31 protein-coding genes are annotated in these 18,757 nt (G+C 67.5%); 7 read left to right on the forward strand and 24 right to left on the reverse strand.

The genetic code is table 11. From position 1 onward, the window contains the following. On the reverse strand, positions 1–477 hold a 477-nt coding region (locus tag VIP82_RS20615; RefSeq protein WP_331912093.1), incomplete at its 3' end, for a DMT family transporter. A 187-nt stretch (positions 478–664) separates the two neighbouring features. After that, positions 665–910 carry a helix-turn-helix domain-containing protein gene (locus VIP82_RS20620; protein WP_331912095.1) on the reverse strand — a complete coding sequence of 82 codons (246 nt, stop codon included), beginning with the start codon at positions 908–910 and terminating at the stop codon, positions 665–667. A 149-nt stretch (positions 911–1,059) separates the two neighbouring features. On the opposite strand from VIP82_RS20620, the gene VIP82_RS20625 reads away from it, so the two are divergent. After that, positions 1,060–1,254, forward strand: a complete 195-nt coding sequence (locus tag VIP82_RS20625) for a hypothetical protein (protein WP_331912097.1) — start codon at positions 1,060–1,062, stop codon at positions 1,252–1,254. On the opposite strand, the gene VIP82_RS20630 is transcribed toward VIP82_RS20625, so the two are convergent. Together VIP82_RS20630 and VIP82_RS20635 are read right to left on the reverse strand one after the other, a co-directional pair. After that, on the reverse strand, positions 1,217–1,423 hold the full coding sequence (locus tag VIP82_RS20630) for a DUF3263 domain-containing protein (RefSeq protein WP_331912099.1): 207 nt from the start codon (positions 1,421–1,423) through the stop codon (positions 1,217–1,219). The two genes, VIP82_RS20625 and VIP82_RS20630, sit on opposite strands and share 38 nt — an antisense overlap. Beyond that, positions 1,420–1,632: a hypothetical protein gene (locus tag VIP82_RS20635; protein WP_331912101.1), complete on the reverse strand. Its 213-nt coding sequence runs from the start codon at positions 1,630–1,632 to the stop codon at positions 1,420–1,422. Before VIP82_RS20635 ends, VIP82_RS20630 begins: the two co-directional genes overlap by 4 nt. Positions 1,633–1,681: 49 nt before the next feature. Between VIP82_RS20635 and VIP82_RS20640 the strand changes: the two genes are divergently transcribed. The 4 genes from VIP82_RS20640 (at position 1,682) to VIP82_RS20655 (ending at position 2,945) form a co-directional block, all read left to right on the forward strand. Further along, positions 1,682–2,236 carry a recombinase family protein gene (locus VIP82_RS20640; RefSeq protein ID WP_331912103.1) on the forward strand — a complete coding sequence of 185 codons (555 nt, stop codon included), beginning with the start codon at positions 1,682–1,684 and terminating at the stop codon, positions 2,234–2,236. 34 nt (positions 2,237–2,270) lie between these two features. Continuing rightward, positions 2,271–2,393 (forward strand): hypothetical protein, encoded by a 123-nt coding sequence (locus tag VIP82_RS20645; protein ID WP_331912105.1) that lies wholly within the window; start codon positions 2,271–2,273, stop codon positions 2,391–2,393. Between the two features lie 38 nt (positions 2,394–2,431). After that, the gene (locus tag VIP82_RS20650) at positions 2,432–2,614 is read left to right on the forward strand and encodes a hypothetical protein (protein ID WP_331912107.1); all 183 of its coding nucleotides are present in this window, start codon (positions 2,432–2,434) and stop codon (positions 2,612–2,614) included. An 85-nt stretch (positions 2,615–2,699) separates the two neighbouring features. Beyond that, complete coding sequence (locus VIP82_RS20655; RefSeq protein ID WP_331912109.1) at positions 2,700–2,945, forward strand: hypothetical protein; 246 nt, start codon at positions 2,700–2,702, stop codon at positions 2,943–2,945. Between the two features lie 142 nt (positions 2,946–3,087). On the opposite strand, the gene VIP82_RS20660 is transcribed toward VIP82_RS20655, so the two are convergent. From VIP82_RS20660 to VIP82_RS20680, 5 genes are all read right to left on the reverse strand, one after another. Continuing rightward, positions 3,088–3,474 carry a hypothetical protein gene (locus tag VIP82_RS20660; protein WP_331912111.1) on the reverse strand — a complete coding sequence of 129 codons (387 nt, stop codon included), beginning with the start codon at positions 3,472–3,474 and terminating at the stop codon, positions 3,088–3,090. Between the two features lie 166 nt (positions 3,475–3,640). Further along, positions 3,641–3,820 carry a hypothetical protein gene (locus VIP82_RS20665; RefSeq protein ID WP_331912113.1) on the reverse strand — a complete coding sequence of 60 codons (180 nt, stop codon included), beginning with the start codon at positions 3,818–3,820 and terminating at the stop codon, positions 3,641–3,643. Between the two features lie 60 nt (positions 3,821–3,880). Next, positions 3,881–4,375 (reverse strand): hypothetical protein, encoded by a 495-nt coding sequence (locus VIP82_RS20670; protein ID WP_331912115.1) that lies wholly within the window; start codon positions 4,373–4,375, stop codon positions 3,881–3,883. After that, positions 4,372–4,698, reverse strand: a complete 327-nt coding sequence (locus tag VIP82_RS20675; RefSeq protein WP_331912117.1) for a type II toxin-antitoxin system HicB family antitoxin — start codon at positions 4,696–4,698, stop codon at positions 4,372–4,374. The genes VIP82_RS20670 and VIP82_RS20675 overlap by 4 nt, the downstream gene beginning before the upstream one ends. Positions 4,699–4,700: 2 nt before the next feature. Then, positions 4,701–4,937: a type II toxin-antitoxin system HicA family toxin gene (locus tag VIP82_RS20680; RefSeq protein WP_331912119.1), complete on the reverse strand. Its 237-nt coding sequence runs from the start codon at positions 4,935–4,937 to the stop codon at positions 4,701–4,703. A 100-nt stretch (positions 4,938–5,037) separates the two neighbouring features. Here VIP82_RS20680 and VIP82_RS20685 point away from each other — a divergent pair, with 100 nt between their 5' ends. Next, positions 5,038–5,346, forward strand: a complete 309-nt coding sequence (locus tag VIP82_RS20685) for a hypothetical protein (protein ID WP_331912121.1) — start codon at positions 5,038–5,040, stop codon at positions 5,344–5,346. Positions 5,347–5,845: 499 nt separating this feature from the next. Next, positions 5,846–7,018, forward strand: coding sequence for an acyltransferase family protein (locus tag VIP82_RS20690; RefSeq protein ID WP_331912123.1), 1,173 nt, complete (start codon positions 5,846–5,848; stop codon positions 7,016–7,018). On the opposite strand, the gene VIP82_RS20695 is transcribed toward VIP82_RS20690, so the two are convergent. From VIP82_RS20695 to VIP82_RS20765, 15 genes are all read right to left on the reverse strand, one after another. Beyond that, positions 7,001–9,520 carry a fibronectin type III domain-containing protein gene (locus tag VIP82_RS20695; protein ID WP_331912125.1) on the reverse strand — a complete coding sequence of 840 codons (2,520 nt, stop codon included), beginning with the start codon at positions 9,518–9,520 and terminating at the stop codon, positions 7,001–7,003. The genes VIP82_RS20690 and VIP82_RS20695 overlap by 18 nt on opposite strands. Next, the gene (locus VIP82_RS20700) at positions 9,520–10,050 is read right to left on the reverse strand and encodes a holin (protein ID WP_331912127.1); all 531 of its coding nucleotides are present in this window, start codon (positions 10,048–10,050) and stop codon (positions 9,520–9,522) included. Before VIP82_RS20700 ends, VIP82_RS20695 begins: the two co-directional genes overlap by 1 nt. Before the next feature lie 10 nt (positions 10,051–10,060). Continuing rightward, the gene (locus VIP82_RS20705) at positions 10,061–10,405 is read right to left on the reverse strand and encodes a hypothetical protein (RefSeq protein WP_331912129.1); all 345 of its coding nucleotides are present in this window, start codon (positions 10,403–10,405) and stop codon (positions 10,061–10,063) included. A 16-nt stretch (positions 10,406–10,421) separates the two neighbouring features. Next, positions 10,422–10,895: a hypothetical protein gene (locus tag VIP82_RS20710; RefSeq protein ID WP_331912131.1), complete on the reverse strand. Its 474-nt coding sequence runs from the start codon at positions 10,893–10,895 to the stop codon at positions 10,422–10,424. A 17-nt stretch (positions 10,896–10,912) separates the two neighbouring features. Next, positions 10,913–11,056, reverse strand: a complete 144-nt coding sequence (locus VIP82_RS20715; RefSeq protein WP_331912133.1) for a hypothetical protein — start codon at positions 11,054–11,056, stop codon at positions 10,913–10,915. After that, a complete protein-coding gene (locus VIP82_RS20720; protein ID WP_331912135.1) occupies positions 11,053–11,778 on the reverse strand; it encodes a peptidoglycan-binding domain-containing protein in 726 nt (241 codons plus the stop codon). The genes VIP82_RS20715 and VIP82_RS20720 overlap by 4 nt, the downstream gene beginning before the upstream one ends. 76 nt (positions 11,779–11,854) lie before the next feature. Further along, positions 11,855–12,670 carry a fibronectin type III domain-containing protein gene (locus VIP82_RS20725; protein WP_331912137.1) on the reverse strand — a complete coding sequence of 272 codons (816 nt, stop codon included), beginning with the start codon at positions 12,668–12,670 and terminating at the stop codon, positions 11,855–11,857. Next, positions 12,670–13,302, reverse strand: coding sequence for a hypothetical protein (locus VIP82_RS20730; protein ID WP_331912139.1), 633 nt, complete (start codon positions 13,300–13,302; stop codon positions 12,670–12,672). The genes VIP82_RS20725 and VIP82_RS20730 overlap by 1 nt, the downstream gene beginning before the upstream one ends. Positions 13,303–13,304: 2 nt before the next feature. Beyond that, positions 13,305–14,438 carry a Gp37-like protein gene (locus tag VIP82_RS20735; protein WP_331912141.1) on the reverse strand — a complete coding sequence of 378 codons (1,134 nt, stop codon included), beginning with the start codon at positions 14,436–14,438 and terminating at the stop codon, positions 13,305–13,307. Then, positions 14,438–15,349, reverse strand: a complete 912-nt coding sequence (locus VIP82_RS20740) for a phage tail family protein (RefSeq protein WP_331912143.1) — start codon at positions 15,347–15,349, stop codon at positions 14,438–14,440. The genes VIP82_RS20735 and VIP82_RS20740 overlap by 1 nt, the downstream gene beginning before the upstream one ends. 8 nt (positions 15,350–15,357) lie before the next feature. Further along, entirely contained in the window at positions 15,358–16,284 is a 927-nt protein-coding gene (locus tag VIP82_RS20745) for a phage tail protein (protein ID WP_331912145.1), read from the reverse strand. Further along, the gene (locus VIP82_RS20750; RefSeq protein WP_331912147.1) at positions 16,281–16,547 is read right to left on the reverse strand and encodes a hypothetical protein; all 267 of its coding nucleotides are present in this window, start codon (positions 16,545–16,547) and stop codon (positions 16,281–16,283) included. The genes VIP82_RS20745 and VIP82_RS20750 overlap by 4 nt, the downstream gene beginning before the upstream one ends. Then, positions 16,544–17,071 carry a hypothetical protein gene (locus VIP82_RS20755; protein WP_331912149.1) on the reverse strand — a complete coding sequence of 176 codons (528 nt, stop codon included), beginning with the start codon at positions 17,069–17,071 and terminating at the stop codon, positions 16,544–16,546. Before VIP82_RS20755 ends, VIP82_RS20750 begins: the two co-directional genes overlap by 4 nt. A 15-nt stretch (positions 17,072–17,086) precedes the next feature. Beyond that, on the reverse strand, positions 17,087–17,509 hold the full coding sequence (locus VIP82_RS20760) for a hypothetical protein (protein ID WP_331912151.1): 423 nt from the start codon (positions 17,507–17,509) through the stop codon (positions 17,087–17,089). Then, positions 17,509–18,756 (reverse strand): phage major capsid protein, encoded by a 1,248-nt coding sequence (locus tag VIP82_RS20765; protein WP_331912153.1) that lies wholly within the window; start codon positions 18,754–18,756, stop codon positions 17,509–17,511. The genes VIP82_RS20760 and VIP82_RS20765 overlap by 1 nt, the downstream gene beginning before the upstream one ends. Position 18,757 lies beyond the last annotated feature (1 nt).

Genomic DNA, 18,757 nt, shown 5'->3' on the forward strand with positions numbered 1-18,757 from the left:
CGACACGCCCGCCGCGAGCATCGCGAGGGCGCCGCCCACGAGTCGCGCCGGCGTCACCGCCACGATGCCGGCGGGACCTACGCCCGCACGGTCCAGCAGCAGACCGCTCACCGTCTGCCCGGCGACCACCCCGACCGTGAACAGCGCGACGCCGATGATGCCGACCGCGAGCGACTGGGTCGCGACCGAGAGCGCGCCGGCCACGCCGCCGCACAGCATCCAGATGGGAATGCGGCGTCCGCGAACGCCGGTGACCAGCGCGGCCAACCCTCTGCGCCCCTGCGGCAGCGCCGCCGAGAGCACGAGGAGCACGATCAGGCCGGAGCCGAACGAGATCACGGCCGCGACGAACCCGTCGCCGATGCGGACGCCGAGCTGGCCGTTGATGCGGGCCTGCACCGCGGTGAGGATGCCGATGAGCGCGGCGCCGCCGAGGCCGATCCAGACGGGCGGGCGGGATGCGGTCACCCGATCCATCTTGCCTGCTGCCGGTGCGTGGAGCCGACTACGGGACTTGAACCCGTAACCCCCGTTTGTGGGATGCGCGATTCCGCATCTTACCGAAACCTACCCGGACCTGGGCGGAATTGGTCGATCGGCAGCGCGCGAGGTTCCGCGATATACCGCTGTTTCCCGCTCAAAACCCCGAGTAAACAGCGGATCGCTACCGAGTGCGCCGCTGCCTCTTCGCTGTCGCGACCACGGCTGCGATGTCGAGACCGAGCGCATCGCAGAGCGCGTCGAGCTGGTCGACGTCAGGAACGCGCACACCGCGAAGGTACTTCGACACCTGCGACTGGGAGATCCCCGATGCCTCGCCCACCTGCTCCTGCGTCATGCCGGACTCGAGGAACGCGCGGTCGAGCGCTTCAGCGATCAAGCGCGACAGCGACGCATTCCCCCAGTTCACGGCCTGAAGGTATAGGTGCCGCAACGTTGGTGACATCGGGACGCTCGGACTAGTTCATTTGAACTAGTCTCCTCGTGGGAGTGGCCTTTCCTGGGGACGCGATCCGGCTCGAGTGGCGGGCGGACGCGGGGTAGGTGGAGAGCAGACCGGTGACGACGATCGTCCTGAATATCGACAGCATCAACGCAGCAGCCCTGCGCATCGGGCGACCCGATGTCGTGGTGACGGCGTCGGAGCCAGTGACGTGTGAGCTCGTCGTGCGATTACACCTGCTGCTCGGCATGGACCTCGCGGCGCTCGGTCACGTCATCGACGAACTACGGACCCTCGCCGTCGCAGGATGAGGTGCGCCGTCATGGCGTCGTGCGCCTGGCCCTGGATCGACGCGGCCGTGCGGTGCAGGAGCTGGTAGTACCTCGCCGGCGTCAGCCCGCGGTCGCGGATCGCGTTCTCCTTCGCGTGCGAGTGGCGCGGCCAGGCGCGCTCGAAGTCGAGCGGCTCAGGTCCTCTCACCGAACCCGATCCTGCAGCGTGTAGTGACGGAGGAACCACGCCTCCGTGCAGATGTTCTCGTGGTGGGAGTCGACCTGCCCCCACGACACAAGGCGTCCTTGCCCCTGCTCCCACGAGTCGAAAACCAGCTCGACGTACACCTCGACATTGTCACTGTTTCGTCGCCAGACGTCGTCCTGCTCCACGGTGGTGCTATCCCCAGTTGCCACGGTGGATAACTCTGCATGGTGGTTCCGACATCGAGGTAGCCTGACCGCCATGGAGACGCGTGGTTACACGCGGCCGCTGTTCTCAGGCGATGACACCGCGGCCGACGTCGAGGCGCTCGGCGAGCTCGGCGCGTCGAAGGTGACGGCCGAAGTCTCGCACCGTTCACGGGTTCACCGGACTATGGCGATCGCCGATCTCTCCCCCGGCGACGTCCTGATCGTGACGTCTCTGGAGCGGCTGGACACCCGCCTACCTGGCCTGGTGCGGGTGCTGCTCGAGCTCCGCCAACGCGGCATTCGTCTGCAATGTCCCGTGGCTCCCGCGGTCGAGACCGACGCTGATGCAGTCACGGCGATGCTCAGCGCGCTGGTCGACTTTCAGCACCGTGTCCACTCATCGGCCGCGAGGACCGCAGACTACGGCGGGCGCCGAGGGCGACCGCGCGCACTCGATGCAACCGGCGTCGCGATGGCTGTCGAGCTACAACGGGCAGGCCGTACGATCCCCCGCATCGCGCAGATCCTCGGCGTCGGGCAGTCCGCTGTCAGGACCGCCCTCAACAGCCCGGGCGCCGAGGGAGGAACGCGTGAAGATGACAGATGACGATGGCGCTCAGCCTCGATGCGAGGAGTGCGGCGTGCTGATGCGTGACATCCCCGGCGGCTGGGAATGCCCGGCGTGCGGGCACCTGCTGGTGCCGATCGTGCAACAACAGGAGCAGCCACCGGAATTTGACGGCCCGAGCATCCGCGGGGGCTGAGACAATTGCAGGTTTGCTACTGGACTCACGGTCGCGGGGTGCTGCTCCGCGAGGAGACCGACGTCGTTCCGGCCACCGGAGAGATCGTCACATTGCGGAGCCGCGGCCTGGTCGGCCGGGTGATCCTTCGCGACTTCGCGACAGCACCCGACGGCAGCGAAGAGCTACTCATCGAGCTGCAGCTGGCCACTCGCGCCGAGACCCGCCGACGTCGGCTCTGACCCACTAGTACGTCACCGCTCCGTCGTCAACGGGGTACCGGCGCAGGCTTGGTGTCGCCATCGTCGAACACAGGAGGGGACTTTCGTGCTGCAACCAGTACAACAAGTCGAAACGCCCGATGGGCACTCAGGCCGCATCGTCGCGATCCGAGCCCGCGCCGGGAATCTGCACGCGACCGTCGACGAGAGCGGGATCACGGTACGTGCGGTGCTGCTCACTGGCGGCGAGGTCCGCTGGAACGCCGACGTGGCGCTCCAGCCGCTGACGTGGGCTCCACCGACCGAGGACATCGAACTCGACGCATCCGTGATGAGTCACCATCAGAGCTGACTGGGGATAGCCGGCCCAGAGCCGGCGGCTGCCCTCCCACGTTGGGGCTGGGAGGGCAACTCCTTCTTGAGGATCGCGGTTGACCAGGCGCCCTTCAACCGCCAGGCATCCCCGGCGGACCACATCAGGACGGCGACCCGGTCTAGCGCAGCTGCGCGCGGATGACGTCGTCGATCATCCGCAGCTCGACCCAGTCGAGCAGGGGCATCGGTTCGCGGGTGTTGAACGTGGCGTCGGCGACGATGCCATCGCCTCCGCGTGAGAACGAGTAGCAACCGTAGTCGTGACCGTCGGAGCCGAGGGCGCGAGGACCCTCCATTTGGTCTCCGGCGCCCGCGCCGAGCCTGCCATACGGGTCGTCTTCGACGAGCGGCCACGTGAGCCGGAACGTGGTCCGGAGGTTCCAGAACTCCACCGAGGTGAGGAACACACGGTGGTTGCGGACGACGTACTGCTGCTGCACAGGGATATGGACGGACAGCAGATCGAGGGTCTGCGGGAACTGGGAGAAGTCGAGGTCGTCGCTCACGGGCTGAGACTATCGCTGGCGTCGGCGTAGCCTCTGGTCGTGGCCGCCATGTCGTTCGGTGAGTACTGCGAGCAGCATGGCATCCAGCCGGAGGAGGACGGTGCGGGCGTTCGCGGCATACCCGCACGAGATCAGCTGGTGGGACGGCGACGCCGAGCGCGTGGAGCTACCGGGAGCGGCGGCGTCGCCGACGCGGAGCGAACTCCAGATAGAGCCCGGCGACGATGACAAACGCGAGTAAGGCGAATAGCCAAGGGTTCTCGAGCATCCCCTGCCAAATCCCGCCCACCATGATCCCGATGCCCTGCCAGAACGCGGGCAGGAACGAATCCCCCAGATTCCCCATGCGAGAACCGTACCGGCAGACACCGACTCCGGACGAGGGTTCGCGCGAGGGGTCGTACCGCTAGCCGATAACGGGAGGTATTGCCCCCGCGGCGACCGCGAACGGATACCGCAGCCGGTTGGCTTCATCACCATCGATCTGCAAAACCCAGTTGTAGACACCCCCGGGGGCAAGCGGCAATCCAGTACCGAAGTCCAAAACCACGATGTGGCGAGAACTCAACTGATCACGCACCGATACCGGCCCGGGTAGTTGCGGCTTCTCGATCGTGGTTGCTTGACCGATGCGCAGCGCCTGCGGCCCAGCAGGGCCTGGGAGCTGCACGAGCTCTCCGTGCTGCTCAAGCATGACCTCGATCGCACACTCTGCAGGGAGATAGGCGCTAGGGACGTCCACAATAGCCACCAGCGAGATGCGCGTGGTGAGACCCTGTTCCGGCTGAAAGCCGAGCATTGCGACGCCACCGCCGACCACGCTGAGCTTGCCGGTCGCGTCCATCATGGCGAAATCCGCCAGGATCAAGGACAGTGAAGCGTGCTGTGAGACTTCACTCATGCGGCAACCGGGACAGGTCCCGACGACACAGAAACGCCAACCCCACCGTGCCCCGAGGCGACACCGCTCGCCTGCGTTGCAAACGCCGTCCACCAACCGACGGCATGCACTTCAACGGCAGAGGCAACGTTCAGGGCCATGCCTTCATCGGTACGCTCGACGAGCTGCACTGTCTCGCCTTCAAGGTAGAAGTCAACGCCGTCGCGCACGAGAGTACGTGTCTCCTCGAGAGTCGACCCGACGGCGGTGAAGCCGTCGAGATCGTCTGACTCCGCCCACCACGACTCGTCTTCGTGGTGGTAGCTCACGAACAACTTCCGCATGGTCACCCCTTCAGGCCTAAGAGAGCGGCCGCCTCGGTCTCGGACAGGCCCGCGTCACGCAGGATCTTCCTGACAACACCTGGAGGTATCGTCGCACCCTCATGATACGAGAACAAGATACGGCCCCGGCCCACACACTCTAGGTGCCGGTGCGAGCCATTCTGTCGTTTGATCGCATACCCAAGCCCGAAGAGCAGCGCGAGCATCTCGCCAGCCTTCTTCGAGGGATACACGGGCACCGGATGATTGTTGCATGTCGCACCCCCGACGCATCCGTGATGTCGGTGGTGAGCACGTAGCCTTTCTAACTCTCGGCCGGAGGAAGGATCCCGGCCACCCTTGACGAAGAACCGTCGCTACGAGGCGCACTACGACGCCCTCAACGACAAGCGCATCGCGGAAGCACCAGCCCGCCCGATCACACTGCCGGCGGCCGCGTACGGGCCGCACGAGCTCGAGTGGGTGCCGACAGGCCGATCGGCGCCGGCGGTGTGGGCGTGGGTGTCCTGGCCCGACCGTCCCGCCGAACGGATCGCGGCGTTCGCGAAGGGCTGGAACGATCGCGTGGTCGTCGTCGCATGGGACGGGCCCGGCGGGGCGATCGACACCGTCGTGTGGCGCAACGCGGTGACCCGTCGTGAAGCCTGACGACGTGACCCTTGTCCGCTACAAGGTGGACAGCTAGGTTGAGACGGCGGCCAGTGATGGGACTTGGGGTCCACTTACATCATTGGCCGCACTGGGGACTGGGGAAGAACGGCCGGCCTCTGCACGGGCGCTCCAGCGGCGGCCCCCTCGAGCCCGGACGTGCTATCAGGCTCGAGGGGGACCGGGCCAACTGCGACGGTGTGCGCCCGCTTGGGGACGGAGCGCACGGCCCATTTGGTACTGGGGAGACCGGGCAGAGTGTCAGCAGAAGGCCAATCTCACCTTTCCACAGACCTGCTGTCCGGTTCCATTCCCTTCAGGTTATGAGCTTGTTACAGGTCGTGGTCGTGAACGACGAAACGCCCCCTCGAACCCGGCTCCGTGATGGAGTCGAGCCCGAGGGGCGTTCAGCTATGTGCGTTCGATAGGTGAGCTTGTCCCCCGAAGAGGGGACACGACGTTCACCACGCGGAAACACGCGATCGGTACCGTGAGGTGCGTGCCAAGTGGAGGAACAGCAGCCGGTCGTGGTTTCGTAATCCCGTCGCTCGACGGGCTCCGGTTCGTCGCGATCCTGCTCGTGGTCTGGGGGCACGCACAGCTGCCGTACCAGTTCATCCGCGAATCCGCGGGTGTGACGATCTTCTTCTTCCTCAGCGGCTACCTGATCACGACCCTGCTGCGCCGAGAGTTCGACAAGACGAACCGGGTGTCGATCAAAGACTTCTACCTGCGCCGGCTGTTCCGCATCTTCCCGCCGCTATACATCGTCGTGACGATCATGGTCGTGCTCTCGCTGGCCGGGGTGCTCGCGAACGCGATGACCGGGTGGGGTGCGCTGGCCTCCTACGGGTTCTGGGCGAACTACTTCATCATCTTCGAGGGCCGCGAAGGGCTCCCCGCCGGGATGAACGCGCTTTGGTCGCTGGCGGTCGAGGAGCACTACTACCTGCTGTTCCCGCTGATCTACATTGCCCTGCGCAGGTGGCTCCCGAGCCGGTGGTGGCAGGCCGGCGTGCTCGCCGCGATCTGTGTGGCGATCATGGGGTGGCGGGTCTGGCTGTTCGCCCACGATGCCGGATACGACCGCATCTACCTCGCCACCGACACCCGCGCTGACGCGATCCTGTGGGGCTCCATTCTCGCGATCATCGCGAACCCGATGTACGGCGAGATCAAGTCGCCGCGGCGCCCGTGGATGCTGACGCCGATCCTCCTCGCGTCGGTCGCGGTGTTCTATCTGGTCACCCGCATGCCGGATTCGATCGGGATGACCGTGGGCTACACCGTGCAGGCGGTCGCCCTGGCCGGGGTGTTCATCCCGTTGATCATGGCGCCCCGGTCGGTGATCGGCCGGGTGATGAACTGGCGCCCGATCATGTGGGTCGGCGTGATCTCGTACTCGGTGTATCTGATCCACCGGCCAGCACTGATGCTCGCCGAGGAATACCTGCCCGGCCCGCTGCTGCTCCGATCCGTCATCGGTATCGCCGCCACCGTGCTGCTCTCATGGGCGATGCTCGTCCTCGTGGAGCGCCCATTCGGGAAGCTGCGCAAGAAGCTCGGACACGCAGGTGAGACCACCAACACCGCGGTTAACGACGAAACTCCCTCGGGCGCACCCGAAGGTGAGCCCGAGGGAGTCTCGAAGGGGTCACGCGTAGACGTGTAGATCGTCGAACGAGTTCGGCGTGACGGCGCGCAGCGCCGCGTTGGTGTCCGTCGCGAGATGCGAATCCGTGACCGACCCGACGAACTGGCCGTTGACGAACATCCGGTACACACCGCCGGCCAGGCAGACCACCTTGACGGTGTCGCCCGAGCTGACCGGGATAGTCGATACGAGCAGTGCCGTCGTGGTGCCCGACACCACCTTGACGATTTGCCAGAAGCCGCCCGAGGACCGGACCACCCCGACGTTGCTCGAAGAAGTGGTGCCGCGCAATAGCACGCCCACCGTCGAACCGGCGAGGTAGTTCGTGAGCGTCGCCTCGATCGTCCGCGCGACCACCCCTGTGTTGAACGCGGCGATCGACGCCGTGCCCGTCGCCGTAGAGAACGCACGGTTGTTCGAGATCGACCACGACACGCCACCGGCGTATGCGACCGGCGAGCAACCGGAGTCCATCGTCCCGAGTCCACCGGTCGCATCGGCACGGTTGAAGGTGTCGCCCATTAGCAGCGCACCGGTCCAGCCGAATGCCGCAGCCCACGCCGAGGTGCCGGCCGGGCTCACCGCGGCAACGCGCACCTCGTATTGGTCGCCAGCGTTCAGCGCCGTGAGGGTTTGCGTCGTGGCGGTCGACGCCGCGTGCGCGAAGGTGGTCCACACGCTGTCACCGACCAGGCGGTATTGCACCGTGTAATCGGTGATGTCGTCGGCGATCAACGGCTCTTCCCACGCCGCGACCAGACTCGTCGACCCCGAGGGAGTGACGGCGAGACCCCACGGCGCCGTGGCCGACAAGCCACGGGCATCGATGCGGTACGAACCGGTGATCGCCTGTTCAACGACCGCACCGTCACCGCGGTAGTCACCGCTGATCTGGATGCCAGTCGCCGCGAGGCTGGTCCCCAGAAGCGCGAGACCCTCTTCGGTGTTGTCCCATGTGCGGACGTCGACGAGGAGGTCCGTCGAGGGAAGCCCGATCTCGATCCCGCGACCGCCGTTGTCGTACGACGCGCCGCGGATGGCGGTGTGTGGAGCGAACCCGCCGCCGGACTTGGTGGCGATGCCGTCGCCGACGTTGTGGTGCGCCTGCACATCGAACGCGTAGGCGCCCGCCGTCGCGAGACCGATCAGCAGTCCCGTCCCGTTGCCCGACAGCTCGCCGCGGAGGCGACCGTTCCTGCCCGCAGAAGGGGCGAGCACGGTGCGATCGTGCAGGACACCCGCGTACGTGTTGTTGACGGCGATGATGTCGGCCGTGAGCCCGTCAGAGCCGCAGTCGCGGAAGCCAACGAAGTTGCCCTCGACGTACGCGCGGATCCGGGAGCCCTTCGAGAAGTGCCAGGTGATGTCGCCGGCCACCTTGTACAGCTCCTGCGTTTCGGTGAACACGCCGTGGAAGCCGCAGTCGAATGCCGAGACATCGAGCACGTAGTCCTCGACCTCGAACAGGCCCGTCCCGATTCCGAATCCCGATCCGCCCGACGTCGTGAGCGGATCGACGGCGAGTTCAATGAGCCCGCGTCCGCAGCCGCGTGCGACGCCGGTCACGACGGTGTCGCGCAGGAAGTCGCAGCCGAAACCGGTCGCCCACGTTTCCTTGATCAGGATGTCGCGGAACCGCGCGTGGTTGAGGTCCTGGATGAACCAGGCCTTCATCATCGTCGTGTAGGTCGCGTTGCTCTGCTGCGATCCGTCCACCGTGTGCGCATCCACGTAGACGTGCTCGATGCTCCCGAAGCTCTTCGCCGCGTGGAACATCGTCGCGTTGGTGGGCGCCACGAATGTGACGCTGGTGGGATCGCCGTTCGACGCGATGCCAACGCCCGACTTCCAGCGGAGCCCGTATGGCGCGCCGGAGAGCGGCTCGAAGCCCTGGCGCACGAACCGCATCACCGACCCTGGCTTCACCTGGATCTTTCGCGGCTTGCCGTCGGCGATGAACCACGCGTTGCACTGGTCGACGGCGCGCTGCCAGATGGTCGTGTTGTTGCCGCTTCCCGACCCGTCGGTGACGAGGGTCTCCCCCGCGTTCACGAACTGCTCGATTGGGACCACCCCGAAGACGGATCCCGCGATCGCAGCCATCATGCCATCGGCGGTAATCGGGATGGCCTCTACCGCCGCCTGAGCGGCCAGGGCCGCGTCGCGAGCAGCTTCCGCAGCTTCCACCGAAGACACGGCAGCAGCAACCGCCGCCGCATCGAATCCGGCCTCCGTGAGAACGCCAAAGCGTGACTGAACTCGGGTGATGAACGTTCCCGACTTGATGTTCACCTCGGGAGGGTTGCCCGCGACGGCGAACTGCGGGAGCACGCCGTCGGCGTTCGACGTGAGCGGTGCGATCGCCGCGCCGGATGCCGGCTCGAACACAGCGAGCGGCGTCGTGAATGACAGGTCGTCGACGGCGAACACCTGGAAGGTGGCTGAGCGGACGAGTCGATCCTCGTCGGGCGCGACGTTCGGGTTGTACGCGAGCGAGATGTCGAACTTGTCCTGAACCATCAGCGCGGGTCCTCCTCGATGGCGCCCTGGTACTCGGCGTGGGTCGATGAAGCGGGGTCAAGGAGCGGCGACTCGTTGACGACAATCACCTGCGCGGGAACGACGCGGGTCGGGTCAGCGGGCAGCGTCGCGAGGATCAGGCGAACGAGCGAGACGAGAGCGGCCATAGCGGATGCCTGCAGGACCACGCCCCAGTCGACGTCGGTCAGGAGAACCGCGCCCAGCAGACCAGCAGCGAGAGCCTGAGCGAACGTCTTCACCACGCGCTCGACAGCGGCGAGCCACCACGGCAGATCGACGCCGTCGACCTCGGGCAGACCGGCGAGCGACGTCGCGAGCGACGCAACAGCGCCGACCGCGCCGGCGGAGACCACGGTGAGCCACGATACCTCGGCCACGAGCTGCGTCGCCGCGAGGTACGGGAGAGCGATCGCGACCGCCGAGTAGAGCGCACGCTTGGCGGCGTCCTTCCACCAGACAGGGTTGGCGAGGTTGGAGAGCGCCAGCTTGGCGCGCAGAGACAGCTTCATGATGACCTCCTCAGGTCGTTGGGTTCTCGGTGTCCTCGATCGACGGATGCCGGCCGGGCTCGACACCCAGCGAGAGCAGCTGGTAACGGAGGAACGCCGCGTGCTCCTGCCACGCGATGCGGCGCTCCCGCTCCCGGTCGGCGCGGGCATCCGCGGCGCGCTCCCCCGCTTCGGCTTCGGCCTGCAGGGTGAGTGCGTGGTCGCGCTGCGCGATGATGTCGACGCGGCGCTTGTCTTCCTTGCCGGAGACGCCCTTTCGTGCCAACGACACGACGGATGCGATCTCTCGGATTGCGGCGCCGATGCCTCCGGCGCCGAGCACCGCCACGAGGACTGCGATCCAGTTCAGTTCCACAGTGGTTGCTCCTGGATCACTCGTGACGTTGGACGAAGTTCGGCGTCTTCCTCCGTAGGGCCTCGGCCATGCGTGACCGGAAATCGCTGTGATCGGGGTCGGTGGCAAAGATCTGCAGCTCAGCCCACCGCCGGACCATGAGACCCATGGCGACGAGCACGAGTGCGACGGCGACCGAGGACGTGATGGATGCGAACGCGAACCGGCCGAGGACGACGAAGTAGATCAGGATCCCGAACGCCGCGAGCACGGTCGCGGGTACCTCGACCATCCATCGGCGCATCAGTCGGCCGACGAATCCCACGCCGCCGCCAGCGAGCAGGAGGAACGCCCACACGACGATGAGCCATGGGGCGGACTCGAGTTCGTCGACGACCGTCGCTGGCGTGCCGACGAGCGCGTACACGCCGCCGACGAAGACCGCGGCGTAGACGACCAGGTCGATGATGCGGATGATCGCCTCGAACCGGCGTCGACGGTCCGCGGGCACCGGGAACCTATCCACCGTCACCCTCCGTTCAGCAGCGGGATCGCCCACGACAGCTCCCACACGAGCACTCCGGTGCCCGCGAGGATGAGGATCGTGGGGGGCCAGGGCCCGCGCCACCACGTCGTGCGGCGGCGCGGGCCAGCATGGTGCGGCCCGCTCATCGGTTGAGCTTGTCCCAGGTCAGAGGGCCGACGAGGCGGTCGACCGTCAGCCCGTTCTTCGACTGGAAGTCCGCGAGTGCGGCGCTGGACTTCGGACCCCACCGGTTGTCGACCGCGAGGCCGTAGCCGTGGCGGTTGAGTGCGACCTGGATGTCGGCGTACGTGAGCTCGCCTGCAGACTTCGAGCTGGGGCGTGCGGGCGGGAAGAACACGGCGTCGGTGTTCGGACCCCAGATGCCGTCCGCGACGAGGCCGGCGCCCGCCTGCGCTGCCTTGACCTTGGCCGTGGTCTCCGGGCCGTACTTGCCGTCGACGGCGGCGCCGACCTTGCGCTGGATGTCCTCGACCGAGCGGTTGACGGTCACGCGTCCGACGCTCGTGTCGCCGCGACCGGCGAACGTGTAGTGCACCGGATCGGTGGCGCCGTACCACTCGAAGCCGAACTCCTTGAGCTTTGCGCGGTCCGAGGTGTAGTTGTACACGTCGACCGCGATGCCGCCGCTCTTGACGTGGTTCGACGAGCTGGCGGGGCGTGCGGGGGCATACAGGCCGGCCCGCTCGCCGCGGTCCCACTTGTCGATGATCTCCTGCTGCTGCGCCTCGGTGACGCCGGCGCGGTTGATCTTGATGACGCCATACTTGTCCTCGAGCGCGTTGATCGCGTCGGCGGCGTCCGCCCGGAGCCACATGCCCGGGTGGTTCTTGAGTGCCTTGGTGGTCATGGTGTTTCGGGTCCTTTCACGACGAGAGCCCCGGCACGTTGCCGAGGCTCGCTTTGGGTGTTGCATTGGACTTGCGTTATCCGAGCTGGACGAACGATCCGCCCTTGCCGATGCGCATCTCGGGGATGATGAACGCGTTGCCGCGGCCAACCGTCGTCGGGGCTGGCGGGAAGGCGTTCCCCTTGCCGACGTAGAACCCCGCCGGGAGGGTGATCAGCCCGTCCGCGGAGGGGTTGGAGAATCCGCCGTTGTCGACCGAGCCGTTGTGGGCGTACACGCGAAACCGGTATGCGCCGCCCGGCGTGAGGCCGGTCACGACCCGCGACGTGTTGTTCTGGATCGAGTGGTCGATGTACGGCCCGGTGCCAGCGGCGTTCGGCCAGAACCGCAACAGGTAACCGTCGATCCCCGCACCGCCGTTGTCACCAGAACCGCCCCACGCGACTCGGACCGATGTCGGAGTGACCTCAGAGAACGTCGGCGTGCCGGGAGGCGACGGCCGCTTGGGGATGCGCGGAGCATCGACCCACGCGTCCCCGGATCCGCCTTCTCCGATGTTGGAGTGCGGGACCTTCATGTACGCGTTGCTGGCGAACCCCGGCCGATAACCTGACCCGTCGTGGTCGTGCCACGTCGAGCCCGACGCGATGATCCGTTCGAAGCCGATCGGGCTCGGGATCGTGAACGTGCCGTAGTAGGGGACGCCGCCGATTGACGTCCACCATTCGCACGTGGCGTTGGTGAACGAGCCCCAGTTGGCCTGGTCGCGGAGTCGGACGTTCCAGTCGAAGCGCGATCTGTTCGCAGCCCAGTCCTGCACGCCTGAGTACCAGACGTCGATGCCGACGCGATAGTCGCGGGCACCGTTGAGCTGCCCCTCGGCGTAGGCCATTACGGCACCTTCGCCCAGACGAGGTTGTCGGCGTACGGAGGCGCCGTCGTGCCGACGTATACCGAGTCCGGCGCCCAGGCCGGCGATGCGCCGTCATAGGCAAGGATCCACGCGACGCCCTGGATGCGCACGCGCGATCCAATCCGCGAGAGATAGTCGCGCACGAGCAGGTCACGGGCCACGAGCCCGCCGCCCGAGCCTGCCCAGCAGCGGACGTCGACGAGATCCTGCACGGCGGCCTGACCGGCTGCGAAGCGCGCCAGGAACAGCGGCTGGTCATCCTGGTCCCCCGGCCCGGTCTCGCGCGTCGGCAGCGCCCGCGTCGCCCCTCCCTGGATGAGCACCAGCGAGGTGTCGCCGGTCACCCAGTTGCGGCGCAGCGCGACGAGATCCCACCGGTTCCCCGTCGCGACCGTGGCACCGGTGAGCGTCACGGCGGCGTCGGAGGTGTCGAGGATGCCGTGGCCGTACGCCTCGCCGGGCTGCACAATAATCTCGCGAGTGCCGACGCCGACGCCGCACGCGAACGCATCCTGACCGAACACCGAGTACTCGGCGCCTGCGTGTGCGAGCATCCGGCCGAGCTCGGCGTAGTTGATGGCGCGCTCGTAGCCGACGGACGTGATCGTCATGGTTACCTTCTTTCGAGGTTGCGGACGGAGGTCGCCAGCGATCCGACGAACTCGGTCAGCCGCACTTGCGGGTCGTCGACAGCGAGCCCGACCTTCGGGACGACGACGAATCCGGCGTCGGCGGTGTGAGTGATGCCGATCTCGCTGATCACGTCTTCGGCAGTCATCGCGCCGGCTTGAATGGTCACCTTCGTGCCGATGCCGTAGGCGGTGGGGAACCGGAACCACGACGTCTCACGGAGCGTCGCCTCCACCCCGGCCTTCGCGGCGGCGTCGGCGAGCGTGGCCTGTCCGTACGGGACGAGGTTCGCGCCGGCCTCAGCCATCCGGGAGTCGTCGAAGCCTTCGATGATGCGCTGCAGCGCGGTCTCGCGGGTGGGATTGATGACGAGGGCGAACTCGCGTTCCTCGCCCTGGCCTGCGCCGCCGATGACCGCCCGGGTCATCGTCGGGCGTGCGCGCCGCCACTTCCAGCCCGCGAGCACGCCGGACTGCGGCGTGAGCGGCCGCGTGTACGCCGTACCGGCGCGCACCGCGACCTCCCACAGGTCCGTGCTGGCGTTGCGTTCGATGGTCAGCTGCAGCCGGTCGGCGGTGAGCGCAGGGAGGATGCGGTCGGCGAGCGGGTGCATCCGCAGCTCGGTCGTCCCTGAAGTGCCGCGCCCGGCGCTGGCGGCGATAGTCCACGGCAGCCCGAGGCGGGTCGCATTGGCCGCGATCGCCGCGAGCGCGCGCGTCTCAGACGGTCCCGAGTAGCGCGCGTATTCGTCGACCTGGGCGGTGATCGCGGCGCCGGGGTTCTGCCATCCGAGGATCTGCGAGAACCACGCGAAGTCGTCGATCACCGGGATCGTCACGGTGCCGTAGGGGCCCTCGCCCGACAGGTCGCCGACGACACCCTCGAGGAGACGTGTGGTCTGCACGGGCGCGTTGTCCTCGACGGTGACCATCCACACGGCGGCGCGGACGCCGTCAGCGAGCAGCTCAGGCACGGCCGGGTGCGAGTCCTTCACCGTCAGGTACGCCGTCGACGGTGCGTTGTAGCGGAGGGTGCAGGTGGTCTCGTCGGGCGCGATCTTGGTGATGAAAGAGCGGCCGGCGGTCTGCAGTTCGACTTCGATCCGGTGCTCGCGCATCAGAACGCCCGCCAGTGCAGCGGCACGAGCTCGGCGGTCACTGAGCCGGTGCCGGACGTCGTGATGGTCAGCGGGGATGTGCCGCGCGAGGGCACGGGGCCGAAGATCTGGAATCCGAGTGTGCTGGTCACGTCCACCTCGTCGAGGGTGGCGAACTGGCCGGCTGGGTCGGTGTCGATCTTCAGCACCGAGCCGTCGGCGACGGGGAACGGCACCTCGATGACGGCGCCGTCGACGCCGAGCTCGAGGCCGGTATCCTGCGGGCCGTTCACGATCCACGTGAGGTAGGCCGGCTCGTTGCCGGGGTTGTCGATCTCGGCCTTCGCGAACGTGGCGATCGGCGTCGGGTAGTAGTCGTCGCCGGGCTCGTCTGGGATGAAGTCGACGTCGGCTTCGGCGTAGAACGTCTTGCGGATCGGCTTGCCGCGCCAAAGCGGCCGCGGTGCGGTGAGCTCGACGCCTATGAGCGCGCGTCCGGTACCGAACGGGTCACGGGTGAACGCGTAGTCCCCCGCGAACTGGCCGGTGAGTGGAAGGGTGCGCGCCTTGTCGCCCGCGCCGACGGTCCAGATCCCGGGTCGGATCGGGTGCACCGAATCGAAGAACCCGGCGTACTTCGCCTCCCAGTCGTCGACGTTCTTCGCCGCGAACACCAGCGGCCAGTACACCGAACGCTCCCCGATCCGGTAGCCCATCAGGTCGACCCCGGGAACGAGCGGGGTCTCGGACTTGTAGACCGTCATCGCGGGCATGTGCAGGCCCTTCACGCCCGGGCCCATGCCGGGGACGGCTCCGCGGGGATCGGAGAGATCCCACACGGAGCCGTCGAAGCCGGTCCAGCTCATGAACAGCGACTGGAAGCCGCTCGATCCGCTCGGGGCCGCGAGGGGTGCGGCGAACACGATCGGCATGTGACCTCCTAGGTGAACGGCAGGACGTCGAGTGCGCGGCCGAGCTGCTCGCGCTGCTGCCGTGCGAGGTCGGTCGGGTCGTACGCGTAGTTGTCCCCGTTGTGCACGACCTGGATCGGCGCCGCTGGTACGTCACCGTCGGCGGCCGCACCGCTCGTCGAGCGCGTCGACGACGTCGCCGCCGCAGTGGCCACAGTCGCGCTCACGGTCGCCATCGCGGCCCGAGCACGCGTTGACGCGGCCGCAGCCGCCTCCGCGAGCGACTCACCGAACGCGGGCGCCTCTGCGTGGGCCCCGTCGATGAACTGGGCCATGGTGGCCTTGCCCGACTCCTTCAGCTGCCGCCAGCCGGGCGAGGACAGAGGTCCACGCTTGGCGGGCGAGTGCGGGAAGAAGTCGAGGATGCCGCCGAGCACGGAGCCGATCGCGTTGCCGACGGCGCCGACCATGCTGAAGAAGCCATCGATGATGCCCTGGATGATCTGCGCGCCAAGGCCGAGCCAGTCGACGTTGGCGAGACCATTCCAGATCGCCTCGATGATCTGCGGCAGCATCTCGATGATCTTCGGGATCGCCTGCAAGAGACCGACAATCAGCGCGACGATCAGCTGGATGCCCGCTTCGATCAGCTTCGGCAGCATCGTCAGCAGCCCGACGACGAGCTGCACGACAAGGTTGATCGCCGCGGTGATCAGCTGCGGGAGTGCGTTGATCAGGCCGGTGACCAGCGACAGCAGCAGCTGGATGCCGGCCTCGATGATCAGCGGCAGGTTCTCGATGATCGCGCCGAGCAGACCGATCACGAGGTCGAGCGCCGCCTGCAGCAGCGTCGGCAGCGCGCTGATGAGACCCATCACCAGCGCCATGAGCAGTTGGATGCCGCCCTCGATGATGATCGGCAGTGCCGCGACGATCGCCGTGAGCAGCCCGGTCACGAGCTGCCCTCGCGGACGTCGGCGGCCGCGTCGAAGATGGCGATCTGCTTGGTCGTGGTGAGCTGTTCACGGACGGGGTCTGTCCCGTACGCGGAAGAGGCTGACGACCAGGCGCCGCGCAACGGGAGCTCGCTCGGTTCCGTCCAGTCCTCGACGACCGCGTCCGGGTTGTACGGATCCGAGATCTCGGCGGCGCGGAGGCGAGTGAAGCTCTCGGCGTGCTCCGGCTCGTTGCTGGCGATCCAGTCGAGTGCGTCGGTCATCGTGTCCCCCACTCGAGGCGGTAGGGCTCGAGTGCGTCCTTCTCGGGCTGGAGCAGCGGGATAGCGATGGGTGCGCCGCGATCGAGCGCGCCACCCCGTGAGGAGCCGTTGACAGCCTCGGACGCGTCGACCCGGCCGGCGTTCGGGCCGCGCTTAGCGACGCCGGCGATGATCGCTGCTACCTCGGGAACCTCGTCGAGGTCGTACCCGTGTCGCAGCTGGACGGTGACGCGCCCGAAGCGATCTGTCCAGCATCCGCTTGGGAGTCGCAGCATGCCGGCGCGTGATGTGTCGACCTGCGTCGTGACGTCGACGCCGTCGTTGGTGACGGAGAGCACCTCGACGACGCGCAGCGACGGCAGGAGGATGTCCCGGCCGCCGCTGCCGTCGAGCGTGAGCGTCTCTTCGATGAGCGGAGCCACATGCCAGCCACAGTGCCGCCGCACGGACCCGTGCGCGGCCGCGAGCCAGAACGCCGGCCCGATGGTCGTGGTCGGTCCGACGATGGGCGGGATGGCAGGCATGTGGCCCCCTCTCGATTACTTGTCGCCGCTGGTGCGGCTCTTGGTGGTCGAAGGCTCGCGGACCTTCTTGACGTCGGGCTCCGCGACCTTGGTCGCCAGCTCGTCGTCGTCGATCTGCTCAGCCGCGACCGGCTCGCCAGAGTCGGGCACGGCAGCCTCCTCTTTCGGCGCGTCCGCGGACGCGGCGCGCTTCTGCTCGAGCTCACGCTCGAGGTCAGCGCGACGCCCTGCGATCTCCGCTTCCAGGGCGGCCTCGGCCTTCGCGCGGCTTGCGTCGAGCTCGGCCTGCAGTGCGGCGCGTGCCGCCTCGGCCTGCTCTGCGGCCCAGGCGTCGGTGTCAGCCACCGGCACCTTGGTCTGCACTGTGCCGACGACGTCGGCCCGCTTGGCGTCCTTCTTGCGGTAGCGGACGTTGTCCTTGACCACGATGTCGCCCATCACGCACCTGCCGTGAGGTCGAGCACCGCCAGCTTCGCGGGCTGCCGGAACAGCTGGAGACCGCGGAGCTCGGCGCGGACGTACACGAGATTGCGCTGCGCGTAGTCCTTGTGCTGGTTGAACGCGAGGATCGACAGCGCCTCGTAGATCAGGAACTGGAACGCACGGAAGTTGCCCATGATCGCCTGACCGACCGGGACCGCTGCCGAGGTGACGCGCGGCGTCGCCCAGATGTTGGTCGGGCCGGCGGTGAAGGGGCCGCCGCTGTAGTAGCGGCCTTCCAGATCCTTGAGGAGGTCGAGCGCCTCGTCGTCCTCGGGGTTGAGGAGGATCGCCTGCGGGATCGTGTTCGACGTCTCGCTGAGCAGGGTCTTCGCCTTGCGCACCGTGGTGACGACGTCGGTCGCGAACGCCTGCTGCAGAACGCCAGTGGTGTTGAGGATGCCGTCGGGCTCGCCGTTCGCCTCGTCGCCGGCGAGGATGATCCGCTCGATCTCGTCGCGGAGGTTCTGTGCGAGGATGCCGTCGATCAGCGACGCGAGCGCGCCGTCGTCGTTGAGCTCCTGCTGCGTCGCCTCGATGCCGTCGGCGTAGGTGTGCGCCTTCGCATCGGCGGTGCGGGTCTGCAGGTCGGAGATCGGCTTGAGGTTCGCAGCGTTGTTGTTCGTCTGCGCCTCCGGCACGATCGCGGCGTTGTTCGTCACCGCGATCAGCTGGCGGTACTCCAGCCAGGCCGAGTTCGTCACGCCGACCGTGATGAGGTCGAGCAGCGTGTTCGGCTTGCGGTAGGTGACGTCCTCGATGCCCGGCAGGCGGGTCGGGCTCGTGTCGCCGTTGTCGATCGTGTTGAGCGGCGCCTTGACCGCCCGCACGGACGACTTCTTGGACGCGAGGTCGCGGGCCTCGATCGAGATCGGGGTGCCCTTGGCAGCGCCCTGCGGGTACCGCTCGCGGAACGCCTTGAGCGCCTCGGAGCCGACGAACGCCTCACCGACCGATCCGGGCTGCTCGGCACGCGCCTTGCGGCCGCCGGGCTCGCCGGCGGTCTGCTGCTCGTCGGCGGCGAACGCCGACTTCAGCGCCTCGGCAGCCGCGTCCTGCGCGTCGATCTTCGACTTGACGTCGGCGATCTCCTCCGTCAGCTTCGGGACGCGCGCGACCTCGTCATCTGTGAGGTTCTCCGCACCCTTCTTGTGCAGCTCCTCGGCCTCCGCCAGCAGGGCCTGCAGCTTTGCCTTGAGATTCATC

The organism is Microbacterium sp., assembly GCF_036566905.1.
Classification (GTDB): Bacteria; Actinomycetota; Actinomycetes; order Actinomycetales; family Microbacteriaceae; genus Microbacterium.